The 22,877-nt window shown below is 66.5% G+C and carries 28 protein-coding genes; 11 read left to right on the top strand and 17 right to left on the bottom strand.

The annotated features are described in order from the left end of the window. Positions 1 to 55 precede the first annotated feature (55 nt). The 4 genes from ASD67_RS09085 to mnmA form a co-directional block, all read right to left on the bottom strand. Positions 56 to 748 (bottom strand): DsbA family oxidoreductase, encoded by a 693-nt coding sequence (locus ASD67_RS09085; protein ID WP_056346130.1) that lies wholly within the window; start codon positions 746 to 748, stop codon positions 56 to 58. Between the two features lie 67 nt (positions 749 to 815). Then, on the bottom strand, positions 816 to 959 hold the full coding sequence (locus ASD67_RS23435; protein ID WP_200937997.1) for a hypothetical protein: 144 nt from the start codon (positions 957 to 959) through the stop codon (positions 816 to 818). 73 nt (positions 960 to 1,032) lie between these two features. Further along, positions 1,033 to 1,443 carry a hypothetical protein gene (locus ASD67_RS09080; RefSeq protein ID WP_056346128.1) on the bottom strand — a complete coding sequence of 137 codons (411 nt, stop codon included), beginning with the start codon at positions 1,441 to 1,443 and terminating at the stop codon, positions 1,033 to 1,035. 54 nt (positions 1,444 to 1,497) lie between these two features. After that, positions 1,498 to 2,634 (bottom strand): tRNA 2-thiouridine(34) synthase MnmA, encoded by a 1,137-nt coding sequence (gene mnmA / locus ASD67_RS09075; protein WP_056347220.1) that lies wholly within the window; start codon positions 2,632 to 2,634, stop codon positions 1,498 to 1,500. A 144-nt stretch (positions 2,635 to 2,778) separates the two neighbouring features. Here mnmA and ASD67_RS09070 point away from each other — a divergent pair, with 144 nt between their 5' ends. Both ASD67_RS09070 and sciP read left to right on the top strand, forming a co-directional pair. Beyond that, positions 2,779 to 3,159, top strand: coding sequence for a hypothetical protein (locus tag ASD67_RS09070; RefSeq protein WP_056346127.1), 381 nt, complete (start codon positions 2,779 to 2,781; stop codon positions 3,157 to 3,159). Between the two features lie 2 nt (positions 3,160 to 3,161). After that, positions 3,162 to 3,461 carry a CtrA inhibitor SciP gene (gene sciP / locus ASD67_RS09065; RefSeq protein ID WP_056346126.1) on the top strand — a complete coding sequence of 100 codons (300 nt, stop codon included), beginning with the start codon at positions 3,162 to 3,164 and terminating at the stop codon, positions 3,459 to 3,461. 76 nt (positions 3,462 to 3,537) lie between these two features. Here the strand turns inward: sciP and ASD67_RS09060 are convergent, their stop codons facing one another. Beyond that, positions 3,538 to 3,933 (bottom strand): Ohr family peroxiredoxin, encoded by a 396-nt coding sequence (locus ASD67_RS09060; RefSeq protein WP_056346125.1) that lies wholly within the window; start codon positions 3,931 to 3,933, stop codon positions 3,538 to 3,540. Positions 3,934 to 4,089: 156 nt separating this feature from the next. On the opposite strand from ASD67_RS09060, the gene ASD67_RS09055 reads away from it, so the two are divergent. Together ASD67_RS09055 and ASD67_RS09050 are read left to right on the top strand one after the other, a co-directional pair. Next, positions 4,090 to 4,557 carry a MarR family winged helix-turn-helix transcriptional regulator gene (locus ASD67_RS09055; protein ID WP_056346124.1) on the top strand — a complete coding sequence of 156 codons (468 nt, stop codon included), beginning with the start codon at positions 4,090 to 4,092 and terminating at the stop codon, positions 4,555 to 4,557. A gap of 424 nt (positions 4,558 to 4,981) precedes the next feature. Continuing rightward, positions 4,982 to 5,257 (top strand): hypothetical protein, encoded by a 276-nt coding sequence (locus tag ASD67_RS09050; RefSeq protein WP_056346123.1) that lies wholly within the window; start codon positions 4,982 to 4,984, stop codon positions 5,255 to 5,257. 231 nt (positions 5,258 to 5,488) lie between these two features. On the opposite strand, the gene ASD67_RS09045 is transcribed toward ASD67_RS09050, so the two are convergent. Genes ASD67_RS09045 through ASD67_RS09035 form a run of 3 tightly spaced genes read right to left on the bottom strand, consistent with a single transcriptional unit; the run spans position 5,489 to position 8,245 of the window. After that, a complete protein-coding gene (locus ASD67_RS09045) occupies positions 5,489 to 6,718 on the bottom strand; it encodes a kynureninase (RefSeq protein WP_056346122.1) in 1,230 nt (409 codons plus the stop codon). Next, entirely contained in the window at positions 6,715 to 7,623 is a 909-nt protein-coding gene (locus tag ASD67_RS09040) for an alpha/beta hydrolase family protein (protein ID WP_235535615.1), read from the bottom strand. The genes ASD67_RS09045 and ASD67_RS09040 overlap by 4 nt, the downstream gene beginning before the upstream one ends. Before the next feature lie 10 nt (positions 7,624 to 7,633). Then, entirely contained in the window at positions 7,634 to 8,245 is a 612-nt protein-coding gene (locus tag ASD67_RS09035; RefSeq protein ID WP_056346121.1) for a GNAT family N-acetyltransferase, read from the bottom strand. Positions 8,246 to 8,408: 163 nt separating this feature from the next. Here ASD67_RS09035 and ASD67_RS09030 point away from each other — a divergent pair, with 163 nt between their 5' ends. The 5 genes from ASD67_RS09030 to ASD67_RS23000 all read left to right on the top strand — a co-directional run bounded on the left by ASD67_RS09030 (position 8,409) and on the right by ASD67_RS23000 (position 12,327). Then, on the top strand, positions 8,409 to 9,662 hold the full coding sequence (locus tag ASD67_RS09030) for a hypothetical protein (protein ID WP_056346120.1): 1,254 nt from the start codon (positions 8,409 to 8,411) through the stop codon (positions 9,660 to 9,662). After that, on the top strand, positions 9,659 to 9,973 hold the full coding sequence (locus ASD67_RS09025; protein WP_056346118.1) for a hypothetical protein: 315 nt from the start codon (positions 9,659 to 9,661) through the stop codon (positions 9,971 to 9,973). The genes ASD67_RS09030 and ASD67_RS09025 overlap by 4 nt, the downstream gene beginning before the upstream one ends. 406 nt (positions 9,974 to 10,379) lie before the next feature. Continuing rightward, positions 10,380 to 11,291 (top strand): pentapeptide repeat-containing protein, encoded by a 912-nt coding sequence (locus tag ASD67_RS22600; protein WP_082544927.1) that lies wholly within the window; start codon positions 10,380 to 10,382, stop codon positions 11,289 to 11,291. Next, a complete protein-coding gene (locus ASD67_RS23005; protein ID WP_156377626.1) occupies positions 11,291 to 11,968 on the top strand; it encodes a nucleotidyltransferase domain-containing protein in 678 nt (225 codons plus the stop codon). Before ASD67_RS22600 ends, ASD67_RS23005 begins: the two co-directional genes overlap by 1 nt. A gap of 38 nt (positions 11,969 to 12,006) precedes the next feature. After that, positions 12,007 to 12,327 (top strand): hypothetical protein, encoded by a 321-nt coding sequence (locus ASD67_RS23000; RefSeq protein WP_156377625.1) that lies wholly within the window; start codon positions 12,007 to 12,009, stop codon positions 12,325 to 12,327. Positions 12,328 to 12,543: 216 nt separating this feature from the next. Here the strand turns inward: ASD67_RS23000 and lepA are convergent, their stop codons facing one another. From lepA to ASD67_RS22995, 4 genes are read right to left on the bottom strand one after another with little or no spacing between them, the layout of a single operon-like run. After that, the gene (gene lepA, locus ASD67_RS09015; protein ID WP_056346115.1) at positions 12,544 to 14,367 is read right to left on the bottom strand and encodes a translation elongation factor 4; all 1,824 of its coding nucleotides are present in this window, start codon (positions 14,365 to 14,367) and stop codon (positions 12,544 to 12,546) included. 44 nt (positions 14,368 to 14,411) lie between these two features. Next, positions 14,412 to 15,296 carry a transposase gene (locus tag ASD67_RS09010; RefSeq protein ID WP_200937996.1) on the bottom strand — a complete coding sequence of 295 codons (885 nt, stop codon included), beginning with the start codon at positions 15,294 to 15,296 and terminating at the stop codon, positions 14,412 to 14,414. Then, positions 15,284 to 16,264 carry a HEAT repeat domain-containing protein gene (locus ASD67_RS09005; RefSeq protein ID WP_156377624.1) on the bottom strand — a complete coding sequence of 327 codons (981 nt, stop codon included), beginning with the start codon at positions 16,262 to 16,264 and terminating at the stop codon, positions 15,284 to 15,286. The genes ASD67_RS09010 and ASD67_RS09005 overlap by 13 nt, the downstream gene beginning before the upstream one ends. Before the next feature lie 50 nt (positions 16,265 to 16,314). Beyond that, positions 16,315 to 16,461, bottom strand: coding sequence for a hypothetical protein (locus ASD67_RS22995; protein WP_156377623.1), 147 nt, complete (start codon positions 16,459 to 16,461; stop codon positions 16,315 to 16,317). Positions 16,462 to 16,636: 175 nt separating this feature from the next. On the opposite strand from ASD67_RS22995, the gene ASD67_RS09000 reads away from it, so the two are divergent. Beyond that, entirely contained in the window at positions 16,637 to 17,587 is a 951-nt protein-coding gene (locus ASD67_RS09000; RefSeq protein ID WP_056346110.1) for a YVTN family beta-propeller repeat protein, read from the top strand. Positions 17,588 to 17,771: 184 nt separating this feature from the next. Here ASD67_RS09000 and ASD67_RS08995 read toward each other — a convergent pair whose 3' ends face one another. From ASD67_RS08995 to argH, 4 genes are read right to left on the bottom strand one after another with little or no spacing between them, the layout of a single operon-like run. Beyond that, positions 17,772 to 18,578, bottom strand: a complete 807-nt coding sequence (locus ASD67_RS08995; RefSeq protein ID WP_056346109.1) for a precorrin-2 dehydrogenase/sirohydrochlorin ferrochelatase family protein — start codon at positions 18,576 to 18,578, stop codon at positions 17,772 to 17,774. A gap of 4 nt (positions 18,579 to 18,582) precedes the next feature. Then, the gene (gene lysA, locus ASD67_RS08990) at positions 18,583 to 19,842 is read right to left on the bottom strand and encodes a diaminopimelate decarboxylase (RefSeq protein WP_056346107.1); all 1,260 of its coding nucleotides are present in this window, start codon (positions 19,840 to 19,842) and stop codon (positions 18,583 to 18,585) included. An 18-nt stretch (positions 19,843 to 19,860) separates the two neighbouring features. Continuing rightward, on the bottom strand, positions 19,861 to 20,121 hold the full coding sequence (locus tag ASD67_RS08985; RefSeq protein ID WP_187140638.1) for a hypothetical protein: 261 nt from the start codon (positions 20,119 to 20,121) through the stop codon (positions 19,861 to 19,863). Between the two features lie 3 nt (positions 20,122 to 20,124). Next, complete coding sequence (gene argH, locus ASD67_RS08980) at positions 20,125 to 21,495, bottom strand: argininosuccinate lyase (protein ID WP_056346105.1); 1,371 nt, start codon at positions 21,493 to 21,495, stop codon at positions 20,125 to 20,127. A 196-nt stretch (positions 21,496 to 21,691) separates the two neighbouring features. On the opposite strand from argH, the gene ASD67_RS08975 reads away from it, so the two are divergent. Beyond that, entirely contained in the window at positions 21,692 to 22,123 is a 432-nt protein-coding gene (locus tag ASD67_RS08975; protein ID WP_235535657.1) for a TlpA family protein disulfide reductase, read from the top strand. Here the strand turns inward: ASD67_RS08975 and ASD67_RS08970 are convergent. Next, complete coding sequence (locus ASD67_RS08970; RefSeq protein ID WP_056346101.1) at positions 22,120 to 22,830, bottom strand: IclR family transcriptional regulator; 711 nt, start codon at positions 22,828 to 22,830, stop codon at positions 22,120 to 22,122. The two genes, ASD67_RS08975 and ASD67_RS08970, sit on opposite strands and share 4 nt — an antisense overlap. Positions 22,831 to 22,877 lie beyond the last annotated feature (47 nt).

The following is a 22,877-nucleotide window of genomic DNA, read 5'->3' as shown; positions in this document are numbered from 1 at the left end:
GGCCGGCTCCTTGATGGGGATGACCGATCAACGCACCGCGCGCGCCCTCCGTTCCTCAGGCGGCGTCGGCCAGCACCTTGCGCTCGATCACCCGGATAAAGACCTCGGGGTCCTGCGCGCCGGGCACCAGCATCCGTCCGCCGAGGATGAAGGCGGGCACGCCGGTGATATTCTGGTCGGCCCAATAGGCCTCTTCGGTGCGCACCATCTCGCCGAACTCGTCGCCGCCGAGGATCGCCGCGGCGCGCGCGCGATCGAGCCCGACCGACGCCGCAACATCGGCAAGCACCGCATGATCGCTCACATCGCGGTTGTCGGTGAAATGCGCCTTGAACAGCGCGAGCTTGAGCGCGGTCTGCACCCCCGTCGGCTCGGACTGCTCGGGGTCCTCGCGCGACCCCGCCCAGGTCAGCAACCGGTGGGCGTCGAAACTGTTGCGCATCCGGAAACCCGGACCGCGGTTGAAGGCGAAACCGAGGTCGGCCGCGACCCCCGCCATCTTGCCGCTGTTGGCGCGGCTCTGTTCGGCGCTGACGCCATATTTGCGCATCACATGGGCGGCGGCATCCTCGCCCTCGGGCGGCATGTCGGGGTTGAGCTCGAAGGGATGCCATTGCACCCGAAACTCCAGCCGCCCGGAAAAATGCGCCATCACCTGTTCGAACTTCAGCCAGCCGATGATGCACCAGGGGCACATCACGTCCGACACGATATCGACGCTGAGACGCGGAAGCGGGGCTTGGGTCATGACGGGGCCTTTCACTGGCCCAGCCTAGCCCCCCGAATTTCCGGACGCCACCCCCGATCGGAACCGTCTAAAGGACGATGCGGCGATCGGTTCCCGACCGGCGATCGACGCCCGAACGACGTTCGGGTCCGCGATAATCGGGGTCGTGCGCCTGGCGCCGATCCTCGGCACGGCGCCCCGGGCCGCCACGCTTGTTCTGTTGGGTTTCCATCTGGTCCCTCCTTTACCGCCCACGGCAAGAAGAGGACCATCGCAGAAGGGCGATGAAAAATGGTTAATCCGGTTCAGCCGAGGGGATCGGCCGGCGCCGGCGCCGGGCGCGACAGCACCCACCAGCTGCCGACCATCAACAGCACCGACAGCGCCTCGATGATCATCCCCTGCACGATTCCGAAATTGGTCGGATCGCCCAAAGCGACTCCGATCAGCCTGCCAGTGAGCGCGGTACCATATAGCGCCGCCGGCACCAGCAACGCCCGCACCCACCCCGGCATCAGCACACCAAGCGCCGCCGATCCTGCCGACACGAGGAAGAAGGACGACAGGTCGGCGCGCAATGTGTTGATCGCGACGCCGCTGATCGTGAAGCCGAAGGTTTCCGAATAGCTCGCCGGATCGATCACCCCGCGCGCGCCGATCATGAAGAAAAACACCGCCCACAACAGGACGGCGCCGCGCAAGACCCAGTTGACCATTTTCTTCTCCCCTGTCCGGCCCGCAGGCTGCGGCATCAGGAGCGAATGTGCAATCTATTCCGCGGCAAATGTCTCTTCGATCCAGCCGCCGCCCAGCACCCGCGACGCGTCTCCGGCATCGTAAAGCACCGCCGCCTGCCCCGGCGCGACGCCATATTCGGGTTCGGCGAAGATCAGCCGCTCGCTTTCGACCCGCGCCGCCACCGGCCGCGCCATGCTGCGGACCTTGGCCAGCACGTCGCGCCCGTCGACGGAGCCGAGCCAGTTCGCCTCGCCGAGCCGCGCGCCCGCCACCGCCAGCGCGCGTCGCGGTCCGACGATCACCCGCTTCGCCGGCGCATCGAGGCGTACGACGTACAGCGGCTCGGCCTGCCCGCCGATCTCGATCCCGCGCCGCTGCCCGACCGTATAATGAATAAGGCCCTTGTGTGCGCCGAGCACCGTACCATCGACATGGACGATCTCGCCCTGGTCGTCGGCCTCGGGCCGCAGCTTGCGGACCAGCGTCGCATAGTCGCCGTCGGGGACGAAGCAGATGTCCTGGCTGTCGGGCTTGCCCGCGACGCCGAGGCCCAGCTCGCGCGCGATCTCGCGCACGACGCTCTTCTCGAGTCCGCCGAGCGGAAAGCGCAGGAAGTCGAGCTGGTCCTGCGTCGTCGCGAACAGGAAATAGCTCTGGTCGCGCGCCGGATCGACCGCGCGGTGCAGCTCGGCGCCGGCGGGGCCCATCACCCGCCGCACATAATGGCCTGTCGCGAGGCAGTCGGCGCCCAACTCCTTCGCCAGCGCGAACAGGTCGGTGAACTTCACCCCCATGTTGCACCGCACGCACGGGATCGGCGTCCGCCCCGCCAGATATTCATCGGCGAACTGGTCGATCACCGTGTCGCGAAAGCGGCTTTCATGGTCATAGACATGATGCGCGAAACCCAGCCGGTCGGCGACCGCGCGCGCGTCGCGAATATCCTGCCCGGCGCAGCAGGCGCCGACGCGCTTCGCCTTGGCGCCATGGTCGTAAAGCTGCAGCGTCACCCCGATCACCTCGGCGCCCGATCGCGCCGCGAGCGCCGCGACGACGCTCGAATCGACTCCGCCCGACATCGCGACGACGATTCGCCGATTCTTCAGCGGCTCGGCGAGCTGGAAGTCGGCCCGGGCGAGCCCGGCGGGGGAAGAAATCAGCGTGGCCATGATCGCCGCCATCTAGGGACGATGCGCCGAAAATACCAGCTTTTCCGCGCCACCTGTCAAGATATTGACGCGGGTTAAGCTTCGCTAACGAGGGATGAAACGGGCATTTACGGGACCTTAGGCGGTCGGGGGTAGACCGGCCTCATGAACCTCGCCCCGTCCGACCTTCCGCGCCTTGCCGGTGCGGCCAGCCTGTCGAAGCCCGGCTTCGATATCATCCTGGCCGTCTCCGCCGCGCGTCAGGCGATGCTGCCGACCGCCGGTCTGCTGCATGAGCGGACAGCACGCGACGGTCGCGCCGACCTCTCGTCGGCGCGGCGCGCGATGCTGTGTGGAACGATGGCGGGATCATGGGCGTTCGGGCCGCGGCCGGCACGCTTTTTCGACCTGTCGGAAGAAGTGACCGTTCTGCCGGAAACTGTGAACAGCCTGTTTACCAGAGGATTTCAGCCGATGTTGAACTCCTCCACAGTAGACATGCTCGCGTCGGATGCCCCCCTGTCCGACGGCGAAAAAATGGAATGACAATGATCGAAAATCAGAAAATCCGTCCGGCTCAAGTCATTGGCCCCCTCGGGGAGCCCCTGACGATCGATTCGCTGCCGCCGCCGAACACGACTCGCTGGGTCGTGCGTCGCAAGGCCGAGGTCGTCGCGGCCGTTAACGGCGGCCTGCTGACCGTCGACGAGGTGTGCGAACGCTATTCGCTGACGCTCGAGGAATTCGCGAGCTGGCAGCGCTCGATCGATCGCAGCGGCATGCCCGGCCTGCGCGTCACGCGCATCCAGCACTATCGCGACCTCTACGAGCGCCAGCAGCGCTTCTGATCGCGCGAGCAAAAAAAAAGGAAAAGGGCGCCCGCGGGGCGCCCTTTTTTTGTCCGTCGATGACGGGCGAATGATCTCAGGCGAGGTTGAGCTCGACCTCGATATTGCCCGCGATCGCCTTCGAATAGGGGCAGACCTTGTGCGCGGCTTCGATCAGTTCGCGCGCCACGTCGCGGTCGATCCCGGGAACGGCGACGTCCAGCCGCGCACGCAGTTCAAAACCGCCACCACGGTGGAGCAGGTCGATCGTCGCATCGATCGAGGGGGTTTCGGGCAGCGCGATCTTGCGCTGGCCGGCGACGAGCCCGACCGCGCCGAGGAAGCACGCCGACCAGGCGGCGGCGAACAGCCGCTCGGCGGCCGGATGCGGTTCGGGCAGCTCGATTTCGAACGCGCCATCGGTGCTGCGCGCATAGCCTTCGGCGCCGCCTACAGTGTGGGTGGAGCCGCTGAACAGGATTTTATCGGTCATGGTCGTTTCCTTTCGAAGAGGGGGATATGTATTTAAATCGTGCCCGATTAGATCGGATACGATTTAAATACATATCCCGATATCCGATGTCAACCCTCTTCCGATTTAATCGTATACGATCTATATACGGCATCCGAATCCGCCGTGGAGACCGCCATGACCGCCCCCGAAAAATTCCCCGCCAAAGCGCCGGGACTCGCCGACTTCCTGTGCTTCGCCGTCTATTCGGCGAACCTCGCCTTTGGCCGCGCCTATAAGCCGATCCTCGACGAACTGGGGCTGACCTACACCCAATATATCGCGCTGGTCGCACTCGGCGACGGCGACGAGCAGACCGTCGGCGCGCTCGGCGAGAAATTATTTCTCGAATCGAACACGCTGACGCCGCTGCTCAAAAAGCTCGAGTCGGCGGGCTATATCCGCCGCCGCCGCGACCCCGCCGACGAACGCCAGGTCCGGCTGAGCCTGACGCCCGCCGGCCGCACGCTGGTCGACCAGGACCCCGGCTCCGCCGCGCTGTTCGACGCCACGGGCCTCGGCGACGATTTCCGCGCCGTGCAGCAATCGGTGATCAGGCTCCGCGACAATCTGGTCCGCGCGACCCGCGCGGAGGCAAAGGAGTGAACGAGCGGGCAGATCGACGCATGTGATCCGGGACGTCGCGCGACCGGTGTGGATAAAGCCCCCACAACGCGCGGTATCGGGGAAACGACAGACGCCGCCGACGCCGCACGGTGGCCCCGTCTCCTGAATCGCCGTGAGACGAGCGGGTTCAGAAGACGGGGTTGCCGACACTACGCAGGCCTCGTCGCTGGGTTGCGCGCGCGGCGCTCCGTCCACCCGAAGGTGAGATCGCACCATCGCGCCTTTTGGCCGGCGCAGGGACGATCCGTATCGCCAATCCCACGCCTGGTCCGTCCCATGCTGGCGGGGTCCTTCCTCAAGTTGCGACGGAAATCCACGCAATTCCCGCTATTTGACATTTTCTTTGCAACCCAATCATTCATCCGGCGTTAACCCCCCAAGTCAACCACGGGAGTCACCGACTATGCGTAAGATCCTCATTACCCTCGCCGCCACCTCGGCCCTCGCGCTCGGCGCCTGCCAGAGCCCGGCCGCCGACAAGGTCGAAGACCAGGCCGAAGCCAAGGCCGACGCGATCGACGCCCAGGCCGACGCGATGCCCGAAGGCGCCGCGAAGGAAGCGACCGAAGCCAAGGCCGACGCGGTCGAAGCAGCGGGCGAAGAAAAGGCGAACGCTATGGACGACAACGGCGAAATCGCCCCGTCGGAAGTGCCCGGCGCGACGCCCGAAAAGAAATAACAGGGCTGCCTCCCCTAAAGGGCAGGGTGAAGGGCGCCGGATCGATTCCGGCGCCCTTTGTCGTGCGCGCGATTTTTTCGGACAATGTCCGGACCTGTGACGCGCGTCACCGCGCCGTGCCTCCGCGCCGGCTAATCGGGTGATGTGGACGGGGGCACTGCCCGACCGGCCACCGCTACACCCTCCCGCCGCCGTCTTGCGACCCGCGGCGGCGGGAGGGACTAGCCTCCATCACGTCACCGCCGCCCGCGCCCGATATTCCGCCCGGTCCCACGCGCCCGTCGCGATGACATCGACCAGCGCCTCGCCGGCGCGCCACACCGCCTCATGGCTCAGCGTCAGCGGCGTCAGCCCGAATCGCGCGACGTCGGGCGCACGGAAATCGCCGACTATATCGCGCGCGATCAGCGCCTGGACGATGGCATGGGCCTCGGGATGGCGGAAACTGATATGGCTGCCGCGCGCTGCGGGGTCGCGCGGCGTGACGCATTCGAGCCCCGCCCGCGTCCCCGCCGCGAGCAGAATATCGAACAGCGCCGCCGACTTCGCCTCGACCGCCGTCAGATCGGCGCCCTGCCACAGCCGCAGCCCGGCCTCGAGCGCGCCCATCGCCAGCATCGGCGGCGTTCCGGTCAGCCAGCGCTCGATCCCGTCGGCGGGCACATAGCCGTCGGCGAAACCAAAGGGCGCGGCATGCCCCATCCATCCCGACAGCGGATTGGCCAGTTCCGCCTGCCAGCGCGCCGTGACGAACAGGAACGCCGGCGCCCCCGGCCCGCCGTTCAGATATTTATAGCCGCAACCGACCGCCAGATCGGCACCCGCGCCGTTCAGGTCGACCGCCACCGCCCCGGCGCTGTGGCTGAGATCCCACAACATCAGCGCCCCCGCCGCCTGCGCCCGCGCGGTCCACGCCGCCATGTCGAAGCGCGCGCCGCTCTTGTAATGGACGTGGGTGAGCAGCAGCAGCGCGGTGTCGTCGCCCAGCGCCTCGGCCAGCCCGTCGCGCGGCACGACGCGCAATTCGGCGCCCGCGACGCAGCCGACCGCGCCCGCCGCGATATGCAGGTCGGTCGGGAAATTGCCCGCCTCGCTCACCACCACCCGCCGTTTCGGATCGCGGCGCCCCGCTTCGCGCAGGCCCGCGACGATCAGCTTGAACAGGTTCACGCTTGTCGAATCGCACGCGATCACCTCGTCGGTCGCGGCGCCGATCAGCGGCGCGATCAGCCCGCCGATCCGCGCCGGCGCGTCGATCCACCCCTCGTTCCAGCTGCGGATCAGCCGCTCGCCCCATTGCCGCGTCACCATGTCGGCGCTCGCCGCGACGCTGTCCGCCGGCAGCATGCCCAGCGAATTGCCGTCGAGATAGATCAGCCCTTCGGGCGCCGCGAAGCGCGCGCGCAGCGGCGCCAGCGCATCGCCCGCGTCCATCGCCCGCGCCTCGTCCAGCGTCGTCATGGCGCCGCCATCCCCAGCGCCTGCAGGATCGCCGCGCGCTGCTTGCCCCAGCTGACGCTGTCGGGCGCGATCAGTTCGACATGCCCTTCGCCCGGGGTCACCGCCATCGTCACCGTCCGCCCGCGCTTCGCCATCGCCGCGATATAGGCCGCCCCGGTCGCGGGCGGGGTGATCGGGTCGCGGTCGTTGTTGAACTGCATCTCGACCGCCGCCCCCACCGGCATTTCGGGCGGCGAGGTCCGCGTATATTCGCCGCGTGCCATCGCGGCCGGCGCCTCGGCCCCGCACCCATGGCCGCGGCTCGCCGCGCCCGCGCGCAGGTCGGGCAGTCCACCCTGGCTGATCGCGACGTCGATCCGGATCGGGTCGGCCCCGCGCAGCGCATCGTCCGCCGCCAGCCCCGGCCGCCGCGCCAGCCACAGCGCGAGATGCCCGCCCGCGCTATGCCCGATCGCGATCCGCGGCGCGTCGGTCTTCAGCCGATATTTCGCCCCCGCGCGCGCGAACAGATCCGCCGCCGCGCCGACGTCGTCATAGGTCCCCGGATAGCCGCCGCCGCGATCGACCCCGCGATATTCGATATTCCATACCCCGATGCCATGCGACCGCAGGTCGTCGGCGATCCAGTTCATGATGTCGCGCTCCGCGACCGCGGTCTGCCAGCACCCGCCATGGAGCATGATCACCGCCGGAAACGGCCCCTCCCCCGTCGGCACCCAGACATCGACGACCTGCAACGCGTCCTTGCCATAGGACAAGCTCGCGTCGGGCTTCGGCTGCGGCCGGTTCAGCAAATCGCCCCACCCCATGATCGGTTTCTGCATCGCCGCGCCCTCTTCCGTCGCCGCGGGCGCCGAGCAGCCGACCAGCGCCGCCGTCAGCATCGCCATCGCGGTCATCCGCATCGTCACCCCCTTAACCCGCGAGCTGCGCGAACACATCCTGCACCCCCTGCGCCGCGCCGTCGGAGCGCAGCGCCGCCAGCGCCGCCGCGACGTCGAGCCGATAGTCGGCGACCCCGGCGCTCTCGCCCTTCCACGTCGCGCCCAGCGATTTGACCAGATGCCGCGCCGCGCCATTCTCCGACAGGACATGCAGGTCGAGTGCCTCCAGCCCTTCGGCACGGCAGTCGATCAGCAGCGCCGCGGTCAGCATCCGCCCCAGCCCCTGCCCCTGGAACGCGTCGGCCACCGCGACCGAATATTCGCCCACCGGCCCGTCGTGGCGGTCGCGCACCGCATGCACCGCGCCGATCGCCGGCTCGCCCGCGCATTCGGTACAGATCGCGCCCCAGCCGATATGGTCGTGCCCGTCGACATCGACCAGCCGCTCGATCACCGGCTCGGGCAACACCGCCGCCGGCGAGAAAAACCGCAGATAGCGCGACTCCGCCGACAGCGTCGCGATCCCGGCGCGCAGCAACGGCGCGTCGTCGGGGGTGATCGTGCGCAGGCACACCGCGGTGCCGTCGTTCAGCCGGCTGTGCACGACGATGTCGGTCAGTGCCTGCCGCTGTCCCTGTGCCATCGCCGCCTCCGCTGCCGCGCCTGTCCGCCAACCTAGGCCGCGCCGCCCCCTCTGGCAATCGCCACCCCGCGCGCGCCCGCACCCCGATGGAAAAAACGCTTTCCTATTTTATTCCTATATGGTTCGTTATGCGAATCACACGAACCGAAAGCGAGTCTCACCGATGACACAGGAAATCCTCCCGCCGCTCCCCGCCGATCCCGCCGCCATGTTCGACGACGAAGACCTGCCCGAAGAGCTCGCCTTCACCCCCGTCGCGCAGCACGGCAAGCCCTGGACCGGCATCAACGCCCAGAAACAGCGCATCTTCATCGCCCGGCTCGCCGCGACCGGCGCGGTCAGCATGGCGGCGCAGGCGATCGGCCACAGCAGCTCGGCGCTCTACCAGCTGCGCAAGCGCGCCGGCGCCGACAGCTTCGCCGCGGCGTGGGACCGCGCGGTCGAGACGGGCGCGCGCCGCGTCGCCGACCTGCTCATGGAATATGCGATCTATGGCGTCCCCGAAACGCTGTCGAAGGAGGGCCGCGTCATCCTCGAACGCCGCCGCCCCAACATCCGCGCGATGCAGCATATCGCCGCGAGCCGTTTTCCCGAGGGGTTCGGCGCCGGCATCAACCCCGTCGACGGCCCCGACACCGCGGTTCCGCACAGCATCCGCCGCCTGCGCGACAAGTGGCGCGCCGAGTGGGAGGCCGAGCGTCAGGCGCGCATCCAGGAAAACAACGGCAACCAGAACCGGCAGGAGACCGACCTCGACGATCGCCTGCGCATCATCCGCACCGCCTATCAGCGCAAGATTTCGCACGACCCGGTCAAGCGCGCCGCGTGGGACATGCTCACCGGCCCCGGCACCGATTGGGACGCGGTGCAAAAGGCCGACGCCTTCCTCCACCCGCAAAAGCATGAGTGGCACATGCACCACCCCGACATGATCGTCCCGCTCGCCGCCGGCGCGGGCAATATCGACTGGGAGGCGGAGGAAGGCGGCGACCTGTCGCACGTCGAATGGCACGCGCCCGCCGAAGACCCCGACGGCAGCAAGGGCCAGACCGACGAGATCTGGTTCGGCCACTATGGCGACCATATCGTCGAGGGCGCCTATGGCGAAAGCAACCTCCTCGACGGCACGATCACCCGCGGCGACATGCGCGCCGTCGCCCACACGGTCCGCGACCGCGCCGAGGCCTGGCAGGCCGCGCGCCCTCCCGTCCTCGACCGCCCCTATGGCATTCCGAAAGCGGACCATATGCGGGGCGGCACCACCCTCAAGGATCGCGACGCCACCCGCCGCCGCGTCGAGCGCGACATCCGGCAACTCGAACGCGAATATGCCGCCGCCTACAGCGACGAAAGCTGGGCCGCGTGGCAGGCGGGCGAGGTCGGCGGCGGCACCCCGGCCGAAGGCGACGGCGCATGAGCCTCGAACAGGAGCTGCACGAAGGGCACCACCCCGACCGCCCCGCGCGCTTCGGCCGCAATGTCGCCATCGAATGGATCCAGCCGCCCGAACCCGCGGGCGGCTGGACCGACTATGCGGGCCTTGAGTCCCGGCCGGTCCAGACCTGCTACTCGGTCGGCCGCCTCGTCCACGACGATGATTGCGTCAAGATCATCGCCGGATCGGCGATGATCGTCGGCGCCGAGCAGCGCGTGATGCTCAGCGGGGTGATCGAGATTCCGGCGCGGTGCGTGGTGCGGATCGTGCGGTTGGAGGAAACCGGCGATTAATGGCAGGTTGGAGACTTGCCGCTGTTAGGTGTCAAATAGACAGAGCGGACGTTCCTCCACAAGCTAGACCGCTCTGTCTCTAGGATATCGAGATTTGCTGGTTAAACTTCGACGCCTTCCGCCGGGGCCAACGCATCACCGAGCCTGCACCTTCAGGTAACGCCTATCTCGCCAACGGGAACGTCTCCGCCTTCTGCCACTATCCTGGCGAATGCTCCGTCGCGTGAGGGGTGAACATAGAACTCGTCGATACGATAGTTGGCGAGATATTCGGCATCATCAGACATGATGCATTGCATCACAGATCAGTTGCGACAACACCGTCGCTTGGGAGGTGACGGTTTCAACGAAGCTTTTAGAATTCTTCGTTACTAGCGACCTCAAGCAGAACGAGTTACAGCGACACATGATCATTGATTTTCTGAGGCGGCTGGCTAGCTCGAATGAGCACTGCAAGCCCTTGGCAAATGTATCGGTTCTCCCTGCCGAGACTAATCACATTTTGGGGGTGCCGATCGTGCGGGCACCCGTTTCAAAAGATCCTTACGAGAAGCTGGACCTGCGTCATCGCCGTTTCGACGATATTAACGCTCATAACGCTAGATTCGTCGATTGTGATTTTTCCTACTCGATTTTCGAGAGGGCTTATTTTCGGTCGGCAGTATTCAGCAACTGTAAATTCGTCGGTTGCCGTTTTTACGACTGCAACCTTCGTGGAGCTTCTTTTCCGGCTTCCGACTTCAAATATGCCACGTTTCATCGCTCTCTCATCGAACCCAAAGAGATGTTAGCTCTGCTTCCGCATGAGCCAAACCTCCGGCGAGATACTCTTCAAAACCTGCGGGCCAACGCAGCTGAGATCGGTGATTTTTCGAGTCAGCGGGACTTCGTGCTAGCCGAGATCGCTGCGGCGGTTGATCATCAGGCACGTGCGTGGGAAGGCTCCGGGGACTACTACCGTAGAAAGTATCCAGGATTTCTGGATAAGGCTAGAGCGGGATTGGTTTACGTCGGCTTATATATCGGCGGGTTGCTATGGGGGCATGGAGAGCGACCACTACGAATGATCGGAAGCGCCGCTTTCCTCGTTCTTGGTCTGAGTCTCATCAATCTTTGGGCCGTGGTGCCAAAGGTAGGGTGGGAGGAGAGCCGCGCCGGTCTAGAGATACTAAGGTACTGTTTCGATCTGTTTTGGGATTATAACCCAGACAAAAATTTCAGAGGGTTTTTGATCGTCGACTACGCCCTGATCGGAATGCGGTATCTGTACATCGGGCTATTTATCTCGGTTGTATATAAGTCGATATCGCACCGCTGATGGGGGTACTGCACGGCGTATATGTGTTTGGATCAGTTGCTCGAGGTGACCGAGATCTTCGCAGCGATTTGGATCTTTTAGCCGTCGTGGCGGATGGGCATGGCAAGGTTGAGGAGCAGCAGGTGTACGCTCACGTACCATCTGAACTGTCGGAACTGGAGCCTTCAATATCATGGTATGGCGCTCGGCGGCTGGGAGAAATGTTCGCCAACGGCGAGCTATTTGGATGGCACCTGTATCAGGAGGCGGTACCTCTTTTCGAACGACGGCCTATAATTGCGATGTTGGGAAAACCGTCGCCTTATGAAGATGCCGTCGCCGACGTGGCGTCATTTGAGAAGGTCCTTTCGCGCATACCAGATCAACTTGACGCATCGCCGGAGAACTCTTTCTATGAGCTAGGGCTGGTGTACGTCTGTCTTCGCAACATCTGTATGGCTGCGTCATCGAAGCTGTGCGATAGACCTGACTTTTCGAGGTACTCACCGTTTCGACTGACCGGTATTCCTCCGGTTCCGCTTTCTCACGACGAATATGATTTAGCCATGTCGTGCAGAATGGCCGGGCAACGCGGGTTCGCCCCTCCGGCGCCGTTTGGTCCATCGCTGGTAGGAAATATTTATGCTAGGCTTGCGCCATGGATCGCAGAGATACGCGAAAAACTGGAGAGTAAGTGATGGACGGATCTACGCGTAGGACGAGATTCGAAGAAAGAGTGAGGGTCGAACGCGACTTCCTCGTGCCGGTCAATGGCCACGTTGGTCCGGTTGTTCCGCTTGCCGGCATGACTGCAGCAGCTATCGAATCGTGGCGACAACGAGCTGTCGATAAAGATTTGGGAGTGAACATAGAGCAGATTGCAGCGGTGTTGCGTGAGGCGGCCGCCCGAGCTGAACTTCTCGCGGACAATTCGCGCGATGTGTTCGAGTCGGATCGACGTATTTCACCAGACGGACTGAACGAAATGAAACTCGTCTTAGAAAGCCTTCTTAATCCTTCAGCCGGACCTAAACTGGCACCTACTCAAGAGTTTTAGGCGGTTGGACTTCTTACCGCGGAGGCAAGTGCGAGCTTCGGTTCGGGATGAACACGCGCAGGCTGTCGGTGAGAACTAAAGTGGCAGCGCCAATCTCGCGACGTCGATTTCCCACCGTGCGATCATTCGCTCACCTTGCTCCGACATGCGCGAACGGCGGCTTTCAGGCGGCCGCCGCACGGCCGACTAGGGCTTAGAACGGGCGCAAACTGGCAGTTAAGCATCATCCCCCATCCGCAGCGCCGCAATAAACGCCTCCTGCGGGATGTTCACATTCCCATATTCCCGCATCCGCTTTTTACCCTCTTTCTGCTTTTCCAGCAGCTTCTTCTTGCGGGTCGCGTCGCCGCCATAGCATTTGGCGGTCACGTCCTTGCGCAGCGCGGCGATGGTTTCGCGGGCGATCACCTTGCCGCCGATCGCGGCCTGGATCGGGATCTTGAACATGTGGCGCGGGATCAGGTCCTTCAGCCGCTCGCACATGCCGCGGCCGCGCGTCTCGGCGGTGCCGCGGTGGACGATCATGCTCAGCGCGTCGACCGGCTCGTTGTTGACGAGGATGCTCATCTTGACGAGGTCGCCGGGGCGGTGGCCGATCTGGTGATAGTCGAAGCTGGCGTAACCGCGGCTGATGCTCTTCAGCCGGTCATAGAAATCGAACACCACCTCGTTGAGCGGCAGTTCATAGGTGATCTGGGCGCGGCCGCCGACATAGGTCAAATTCTTCTGCACTCCGCGGCGGTCCTGGCACAGCTTCAGGATCGGGCCGAGATAGTCGTCGGGCACGTAAATCACCGCCTCGATCCACGGTTCCTCGATCTCGTCGATGCGGTTCGGGTCGGGCATGTCGGCGGGGTTGTGGAGCTCGATCTCCTTCGCCGCCTCATTCTTGGTATGGCCCAGCTTGAGCTTGTACACCACCGACGGCGCGGTGGTGATCAGGTCGAGGTCATATTCGCGGGTCAGCCGCTCCTGGATGATCTCGAGGTGGAGCAGGCCGAGGAAACCGCAGCGGAAGCCGAAGCCGAGCGCCGCGCTGCTCTCCATCTCGAAACTGAAGCTCGCGTCGTTGAGGCGGAGCTTCTGGATCGATTCGCGCAATTTCTCGAAGTCGTTGGCGTCGGTCGGGAACATGCCGCAGAACACGACCGGCTGGACTTCCTTGAACCCCGGCAGCGCCTGTGCCGCGGGCTTCTTGGCGTCGGTCACGGTGTCGCCGACGCGCGCCTGCGCGACGTCCTTGATCTGCGCGGTGATGAAGCCGATCTCGCCGGGGCCGAGTTCGGTCAGTTGCTCGATCTTGGGCGTGAAGCAACCGACGCGGTCGATCAGATGGGTGGTGCCCGCCTGCATGAACTTGATCTGCTGGCCTTTTTTCAGCACGCCATCGATCACGCGGATCAGGATGACGACGCCGAGATAGGGGTCGTACCAGCTGTCGACGAGCATCGCGACGAGCGGCGCATTGGCGTCGCCCTTCGGCGGCGGGATGCGCGTGACGATCGCCTCGAGCGCTTCCTCGATGCCGATGCCGGCCTTCGCGCTGGCGAGCACCGCGTCGTCGGCGGGCAGCCCGATGATATCCTCGATCTCGGCCTTGACCTTGTCGACGTCGGCCGCGGGCAGATCGATCTTGTTGATAACGGGGATGATTTCATGATCGTGCTCGATCGACTGATAGACGTTCGCCAGCGTCTGCGCCTCGACCCCCTGCGCCGCGTCGACGACGAGCAACGCGCCCTCGCACGCCGCCAGGCTGCGCGACACTTCATAGGCGAAGTCGACATGGCCGGGCGTGTCCATCAGGTTGAGCTCATAGGTCTCGCCGTCGTGCGCCTTGTACGACAGGCGCACCGTCTGCGCCTTGATCGTGATCCCGCGCTCCTTCTCGATGTCCATGTTATCAAGGACTTGCGCCGACATCTCGCGCGCGGTCAGCCCGCCGGTGAACTGGATCAACCGGTCGGCGAGCGTCGACTTGCCATGGTCGATGTGCGCGATGATCGAGAAATTACGGATATGCGAAAGAGAAGTTGTCATGCCGCGCCGTTAGCAGCGGAAAGCCGCGCTGTCAGCAGCCGAAGCTACAACCCCAACCAGCGCGTGCAATCGTCGCGCACCCGTGCGTCGCGATCGTGCAATCCGCGTTCGAGCACCGCCGCGCGGACGTTGCCTTCTTCAACCGCCGCCAACGCGGCGATGGCGTTGGCGCGGACGCGCGGCACCGGGTGCACCTTCGCGAACTGCTCCGCCACGTCCTTGCCGTCGTCGGTCAAGTGCACCGCGCAGCGCAGCAGCATTTCGGCCTGGGTCAGCGTCGGGCGTCGGGCGATCGTGCCATGCTTGAGGTCGACAATATATTGGTCGCGCCAGGGGATATGCTCGCCTTCCTCCATGATGTTGAGGCTGACCGACAGCCGCTCGGGCGGGAGCTGGCTGTGGATGTCGCGGTGAGCGTGGTACAGCATCATCCTGCCTTCGCTTAAGCTGCTGCGCTCGACGAAACGGAGGTTCAGCGGCTCGCCGATACGGCCGTCGACCGCCTCGGCGTCATAGTCATAATAATCGCTGATGTAGCCGGGGCCCCAATAGCCGGTGGTGAGGAAGCTGAAATTATGGTCGTGCGGCAGGCCATAGGCGAAGGCCGCCGCGCCGCTGGCGGCGTAGACGGCGTCGGTCGCGGCGGGCCAGAGATTGGCGCGGAGGAAATGGCCGCGCGGGCTGCGGTGGAGCAGGAATACTTGCGCCGAATAGCGGCTGAGTTCGAGCTGGCCGGCAAAGCTCGCCTTGAGTTCGGCTATCACCCGGTCGGGGAGAAAGTCGCGGTTGCGCGCGAGGCCGGCGAGGAGGTGCGCGGCGTGGGCGAGACTCGCTTCGTCGCCGAGATCGACGCCCGTTTCGTCGAGCCGGGCGGTGACCTCTTCAAGGTCGAGCGCTCCGCCAGTGGGTGGGTCGATCAGGCGGGGCATGGGTCGGAAACCTTTGGCATGAAGAGCGCCAGCGTCGCGGCGGCGGCACGGCGAACTTCGGGGTGCGGGTCGCTGGTCGCCATGTCAGCGAGCCACGGCCGCGCAGGCTCCGGGTCGAGCGCGACGAAATCACGCATCGCGCTCCAGCGGGCGGCGAAATCGTCGGCGAGCGTGGCTTCGACGAACAACGGGGCGGCGTCGCGGCGGTCCATTGCGCGGAGCAGGGCGAGCGCCATGGCGCGGAAGCTGGTGTCGCGGCGGGAGGCGGAGAGGTGGGTTAGGCGGCCGCTGACCAGTTCGTATGTACGCATCGGCAGCGGCGACGGCGGCTGCACCGCGAGTTCGAGGAGCAGGACGTCGCCGGTCGCGCCGGCGATGGTGAAGCTGGTGCGCGCGGTGTCGAGATCGAGCATGTCGCCGGCGACGAGCGGGTACGGCGGGTCGCTGCGACAGGGCGACGCAGCGGCGGCGGTGAAGGCGCCGACCTCCTCGGCGGCCGAGAGCGCGACATGGTGGAGCGTCAGCCGCGCGCCGCCCGCGGCCAGCACGCGGATCGCGGCGCGGCCGGGCACGAAGAGCGCAGTCGTCGGCGTTGCCATCGCCTCGAATGGCAGCAATTGCAGCGACAGGCGGATCGCGCCGCATTCGGCAAGGATCAGACCGCCCGGTCCGCCGCCCCCGCCGACGATGCGCAGCGGCGGCCGAGCAAACGGATCGGCGGCGAGCAGGGCAAGCGCCTCGGCCAGCCGTACCCCGAGCCAGCGCGGGTCGGCGAGCCATGGGCGGAGGCGCGCGATGGCCTGGTCGGGTTCGGCATCGCTCGCGGCGGCGAGCGCCGTGAGCAGGCCGGCGGGCGCCGTATCACCGATCCGCCATGCCGCGGCGAGGTCGTTCGCGGTGGCACGGATCGCGGCGGTGCGCAGGGCATCGGCGCGCGGATAATGATCGTGACGGGACGGGACGGGCATAGCGCGGTCACCGAATGCGGGCGCGGCATCGAAGCGCGCCCGCAACCCGGTCAGTCGTAGATGATCAGCACGACGGTGACCGACACCTCGAAGACCGATGGCCCCGAAGACGCGGTCGGCGCCGCGAGCGAGCCGAACAGCCCGACCGCGGTGTCGAGCAACGGTATGGCGTCGATGTCGATGGATGGCAGGTTCATAGCTTCGCTCCCCAGTCAATGGCGGCGCGGATCGGCCGCCGACAGACGGTGCGAAGCAGGCGGGGCCGACGCCAGTTAACTTATCGTAATATGGAGCAAGGCCGTTCGTCGAAGCGCGGTTGCCGCCACCGGCACGGCGCCTAGGATGGCGGCGACAGTCACCGGGAGACGCTCCATGCGCCACGCCATCACCGTCCTTTCCACCCTGCTGCTCGCCGCGGCGCCGGTCGCGGCCGAAACCTTGCTGATCGGCAACAAGGGGGAGGACACGCTGAGCCTCGTCGCGCTCGACACGGGGACCGAAGTGGCGCGCCTGCCGACCGGCAAGATGCCGCACGAGATCGCCATCTCTCCCGACGGCAAGCAGGCGGCGGTGGTCGCGTATGGCGCGAAGACGATCGACGTGTTCGATGTCGCGGGGCGCAAGAAGTTGCGGACGATCGACCTCAGCCCGAACCAGCGACCACACGGGCTGGTGTGGCTGTCCGACGGACGGCTGGTCGCGACGGCGGAGGCGAGCCAGTCGGTCGCGGTGGTCGCGCCCGGCGGCGCGGTGACGTCGATTGCCACAGGGCAACAGGGCACGCACATGATCGTCGTCGCACCCGACAATCGCACGGCTTACACTGCCAATATCGCGTCGGGCACGGTGAGCGTGCTCGATTTGAAGAACGCGAAAAAGCTGCGCGACCTGGCCGTCGGCGGCAAACCCGAGGGGCTGGCGCTGACGAAGGGCGGGCGCGAATTGTGGATCGGCGACCTTGAAGCGCCGCGAGTGTCGGTGTGGGATGTCGCTACGGGCGAGAAGATCGTCGAATTACCCGTGGATCCGGTCGCGATCCGCGTGCTCGCCAGCCCCGACGGCAGGCTGATCGCGACGAGCAATATCGGCGCGGGAACGATCAGCCTGTTCGACGCCGAAACGCGCGCGCCGGTCAGGACGATCAAGGTATCTGGCGAGCAGGAAAAGGGACAGGTGACCCTGTTGTTCAGCGCCGATTCGAAGCGGCTTTACGCTGCCGAGACGGGGCACGACATGATCGCGGAAATCGACGTCGCGAGCGGCGAAGTGCTGCGCCGGATCGCGGCGGGCAAAAATGGCGACGGGCTGGCGATCGCGCCTTAGCGAACGGCTGTTTCGGGTTTGGCGAGGACCCTGCCGATCCTCCCTGTCGCGCAGCGATGGGGAGGTGGCAGCGCGAAGCGCTGACGGAGAGGCCGACGCCGGCAGGCGGCGGTGCCAAGCCGCGGCCCCTCCACCACCGCTTCGCGGCGGCCCCCCTCCCCACGGCTTCGCCGCAGGGAGGATATCACGCCGTCTGCGGGTCGCTTGTAACCGTCCAGGTTGCCTGGCTTTCAATCCAAAGCGACAGCCCCGATGGCGGCTCGGTGGGCGGCGTATCGGCAATATGCCGCACCGCATCGGCACGGGCGCGGGCGAGGATTGCGACGGGTGCGTCCGCCGGATGGAAGATATGATCCGCCTCGCCCAGCAGCCGCGCCGCGCGCAGCGTGAGGTCGTCGGGGTCGGAGCCGGTCAGGTGGATGGTTTCGAAGCGGCTTGGCGTGGACGCGACGTCACTGGCGAGCCAGGTTTCGACCCCGTCCACCGCATCGGCCGCGAGCGGATCGAGCACACCGCCCTGCGCCAGCGCCGCGTCGATCGCGCGGCGGCGGTCGGCGGCGGCGGGCCAGCGGGCCTTCATCGCGTCGCGGGCAGCGAAAAGTGCCGATGCGAGCGCACCGAGCCTGGCAGGCAACAGGGCCTCGATCCGCTGGCGTACCGCCTTCGCGAGCCCCGCCGACGCGCCGCCCGTCCCGATCGCGATCGTCACGGGCGCGCGATCGACGATCGCGGGGGTGGTGAAATCACACAGATCGGGGCGGTCGACGACATTGACGAGCAGGCCGCGCGCGCGCAGCGTTTCGGCGGCGACGCGGGCTTCGGCATCGTCGGCGAGCGCGACGAAAGCGATCGTCGCGCCGGCCTCCCACACCGGCACGATCCGCCCGCCCGCGCGGACAATCAACCGCGCCTTGGCATCGGCAGCCTCCCCTTCCCCGACCAGCACGACCGTGCGGCCGGACAGGTTTAGGAAGATGGGAAGCTGCTTCACGGCCTCAGTCGATCCAGTCGGGCACGCGTTCGGCGGCCATGATCGTGCCCGCGGTGATACGGTCGGCGACGACGGCGTAGCGGTCGCCGTCGACGAGCACTTCGGGAACGAGGCTGCGGCTGTTGTACGTCGACGCCATCGTCGCGCCATAGGCACCCGCGGTACGGAAGACCGCGAGGTCGCCCGGCTCGACCTTGTCGGTCTCGCGGTCGCGTGCGAAGGTGTCGCCGGTCTCGCACACCGGTCCGACGATCGACGCGGTCATCCTTTCGCCCGACGGCTTCACCGCGACGAAGTCATGGTAAGCATCATAGAGCGCGGGGCGCGCGAGATCGTTCATCGCGGCATCGACGATCACGAAGGGATGGGCCGCGCCGGGCTTGACCCACAGCACCTCGGTCAGCAGCACCCCGGTGTTGCCCGCGATCACCCGGCCGGGTTCGAACATCAGCGTGACGTCCCAGTCGCGGGTCACGCGCGCGACCATCGCGCCATATTCGGCGGGGCTCGGCGGGTTGTCGTCGGCCTTGTACGGCACGCCGAGACCGCCGCCGAGGTCGACATGGGTGATGCTGTGGCCGGCGGCGCGCAGTTCGGCGACGAGCTGGCCGACGCGTTCGAAGGCGGCTTCGAGCGGGTCGAGGCTGGTCAGCTGGCTACCGATATGGACGGCGATCCCGCGCATGTTGAGCCCCGGCAGCGCCGACAGCCGCGCGAAGATTTCGGGGGCGACGTCGATGCCGACGCCGAACTTGTTCTCGGCCTTGCCGGTCGAAATCTTGGCATGGGTGCCCGCATCGACATCCGGATTGACGCGCAGCACCGCCGGCGCGGTCATTTCCTTGGCGAGCGCGATTTCGGCGAGCGCGACGCCCTCGGGCTCATGTTCGATGTTGAACTGGCCGATGCCGCGATCGAGTCCCTGCGCCAGCTCGGCGCGCGTCTTGCCGACGCCCGAGAAGACGATGTCCTCCGCCGCCATGCCCGCCGCGAGCGCGCGTTCGAGTTCGCCGCCCGACACGACGTCGGCGCCATAGCCCTGCCGTGCGAGCACGCGCAGCACACCGAGGTTGGGATTGCACTTGATCGCGAAGGCGAGGTGCTTCCTGGGCACATCCTTCAGCCCGTCACGAAACGCCTGCGCATGGCGCTCCAGCGTGGCGCGCGAATAGACATAGACGGGGGTGCCGATTTCCTCGGCAATGCGCGGCAGCGGAATATCTTCGGCGTGCATCACGCCGTCACGAAGGTCAAAATGGTTCATTGGAGAAAGTCCTGAAACTCAGCCCGGAGGGGGCAAATCAAAATCGTCGGGTTCGCGCTGTTCCGACCGTTTGAGAAGTTCGTCGCTGCGCGCGGGCCGGGCCTGCGCGTCAGGCGTCGTGAGTTCCTCCGTGGTTGGTTGTTTCTTGGCACCGACGGGCAGCGGCGGCGGGGCTTGGCCAGCGACGGGCTTCAGGTCCGCCTGCTTGCCGCAGGCGCCGAGCGCCGCGACGCAAACGGCACCGGCCGCGAGCAGAGCGAGGGCTTTCGCCGTTGCCATATCCTAATCCTCCAGCGCGGCGCGCGCCGCTGCGATGGCCTGCCTTACCCGTTCGGGCGCCGTGCCGCCATAGCTGGTGCGGCTGGCGACCGATGCCTCGACGGTCAGCGCCGCCAGCGCCGCGGGCGTCACCGCGGCATGGATGGCGGCGGCGTCTTCGGCGGGCAGCGCCGACAGCTCAACGCCGAGTTCCTCGGATCGTTTCACGCAGGCGCCGACGATATGATGCGCCTCGCGGAACGGCACCCCCGCCTCGCGCACCAGCCAGTCGGCGAGGTCGGTCGCGGTCGAGAAGCCCGACGCCGCGAGCGCGCGCATGCGGTCGGTGCGGAAGGTCAGGGTCTCGACCATGCCGGTCATCGCCGCGAGCGACAGCGCGAGCGCGTCGAAGGCGCCGAAGACGGTTTCCTTGTCGTCCTGCAGATCCTTCGAATAGGTGAGCGGCAGGCCCTTCACGATCACGGCGAGGCGCTGGAACGCCCCGAGCAGCAAGCCGGCCCGCCCGCGCACCAGTTCGGCGGCATCGGGGTTGCGCTTTTGCGGCATGATCGAGCTGCCGGTCGACCAAGCGTCGGGCAGGCTGATGAATCCGAAGGGTTGGCTCGCCCAGATGACGATTTCCTCGGCGAGCCGCGACAGGTGGATCGCGGCGATCGAGGCCGAGGCGCAAAACTCCAGTGCGAAGTCACGGTCGGACACCGCGTCGATGCTGTTCGCCATCGGGCGGTCGAAACCGAGCGCAGCGGCGGTCGCAGCGCGATCGAGCGGGAAGCTGGTGCCCGCAAGCGCGGCGGCGCCAAGCGGCGATTCGTTGAGCCGCTTCGCCGCATCGGCGAAGCGCGAACGGTCGCGACCGAACATCTCGACATAGGCGAGCAGATGATGGCCGAGCGTCACCGGCTGCGCGACCTGCAGGTGGGTGAAGCCCGGCATGATGCTGGCGGCATGTTCGTCGGCGCGTGCGAGGAGCGCGGTCTGGATCGCCTTCAACCCGTCGTCGATGCGCGCGCAGGCGGTGCGCGTCCAAAGGCGGAAGTCGGTCGCGACCTGATCGTTGCGCGAACGCGCGGTATGGAGCCGCCCGGCGGCCTCGCCGACGATCTCCTTCAGCCGCGATTCGACGGTCATGTGAATATCTTCGAGCGCGAGGTCGACGGGCACGCCGTTCACCGCGAACTCCTCCGCGATCTGCGCGAGGCCGGCGTCGATCTTCGCCGCATCGTCGGCCGCGATGATCCCGGCCGCGCCGATCATCGCCGCATGCGCGCGGCTCGCGGCGATATCTTCTTCCCACAGGCGCTTATCGACGGGGATCGACGCGTTTATCTCTTGCATGATCGCCGCGGGACCGGCACCGAAGCGGCCGCCCCACATGCTGTTGCTGTTCGGAGATTCCGCCATCCGCCGCGTCCCAAGCCTTGTCCCTGCAATCCTCGCCGTGTTTCTGGCCGGATCGATCGCGGGCTGCGATAGGGAAAAGGCTGCGGGGGAGCAAGCGGGAGCGGGCCAAGCAAATGTTTCGGGCGCGCAAGCGAAGGGTGCGGGCGTCGAACGCTTCGTCCACCAGGTGATGCGCGAGAACAAGGGCAAGGCCGCCCCCGCCGCGACCTTCGCCGGCCCGGACGATGCGCCGACGACGCTCGCGGCGTTCCGCGGCAAGCCGTTGCTCGTCAATCTGTGGGCGACCTGGTGCGCGCCGTGCGTCGCCGAAATGCCGACGCTCGACAAGCTCGCCGCCGCGCAGGCCGACAAGCTCTCGGTGATCGCGGTCGCACAGGATCTGCAGGGCGCCAAGGTGGTCGATCCGTGGTTCCAGACCGCGGGACTGACGACGCTCCAGCCCTATATCGATCCCGAAAACGGCCTGCTCCTCGCCTATAACAGCGCGCTGCCGACGACGATCCTTTACGATGCCGAGGGGCGCGAGGTCTGGCGCATCATCGGCGCCATCGACTGGCAGGGTGCCGAGGCGAAGGCGCTGCTCGCCGAGGCCGGGGTCTAGGCGACCGCCGAGTCCGCCAGATCGACCAGCGCCCTACCCAGCGCGGTCAGGTCGGCCGATTTTCGGACCCCCGCGAAGCAGCTCGCCGACAGGCAATATTCGGCGCCGCGCTGCGGGATGACCGCCGCGAGCGTGCAGATGCCGATATGGGTATAGCCGTCGTCGACCGCGAAGCCGGCGCGCCCGGCGATCCGCACCTGTTCGGCATAGTCGGCGAAGGCGATCGCCTTTTCCCAGCGCACCGCGGCAAAGCGCCGTGCGACCTCCTCGTCGCCCGGCGCCTGCGCCGCCGCGATCGCGCGCCCGACGGCGCCGCCGCCGAGCGGCTGGCGCTGGCCCTGCGCGAGGTGGATGCGCAGCACCGCCCTGCTCTCGGCATGCGCGACGAGCTGCAGCCGGTCGCGCGACGCGACCTGCCACAGGCCGGTGGTCACTTCATGCGCCTGCGCGAAGCGCGCCATCAGCGGGCGCAGCCGGTCGATCATCCGCCGCGCGTCGCCGTCGCGGAGCAGTCCCGCACGCGCCCAGCCGTCGGACAGGCGATAACGCTTGCCCGGCTGGTCGCGCACCACAGCACCTTCGGCGACCAATGTCCCGAGCAGGTTGAAACAGGAGGAGGCGCCGAGTCCGAGCGAGCGGCCGATGTCCGACAGCGTGAGCGGATCGCTGTCGGCGAGCAGCCGCAGCACCGCGAACGCCTGAGACACCGACCGAACTTCACCTGCCACACGCGCCTCTTTTCACAAATATGAAA

The organism is Sphingopyxis sp. Root1497 (genome assembly GCF_001427085.1).
Taxonomy (GTDB): Bacteria; Pseudomonadota; Alphaproteobacteria; order Sphingomonadales; family Sphingomonadaceae; genus Sphingopyxis.
This window is presented reverse-complemented; position numbering and strand designations above follow the sequence as displayed.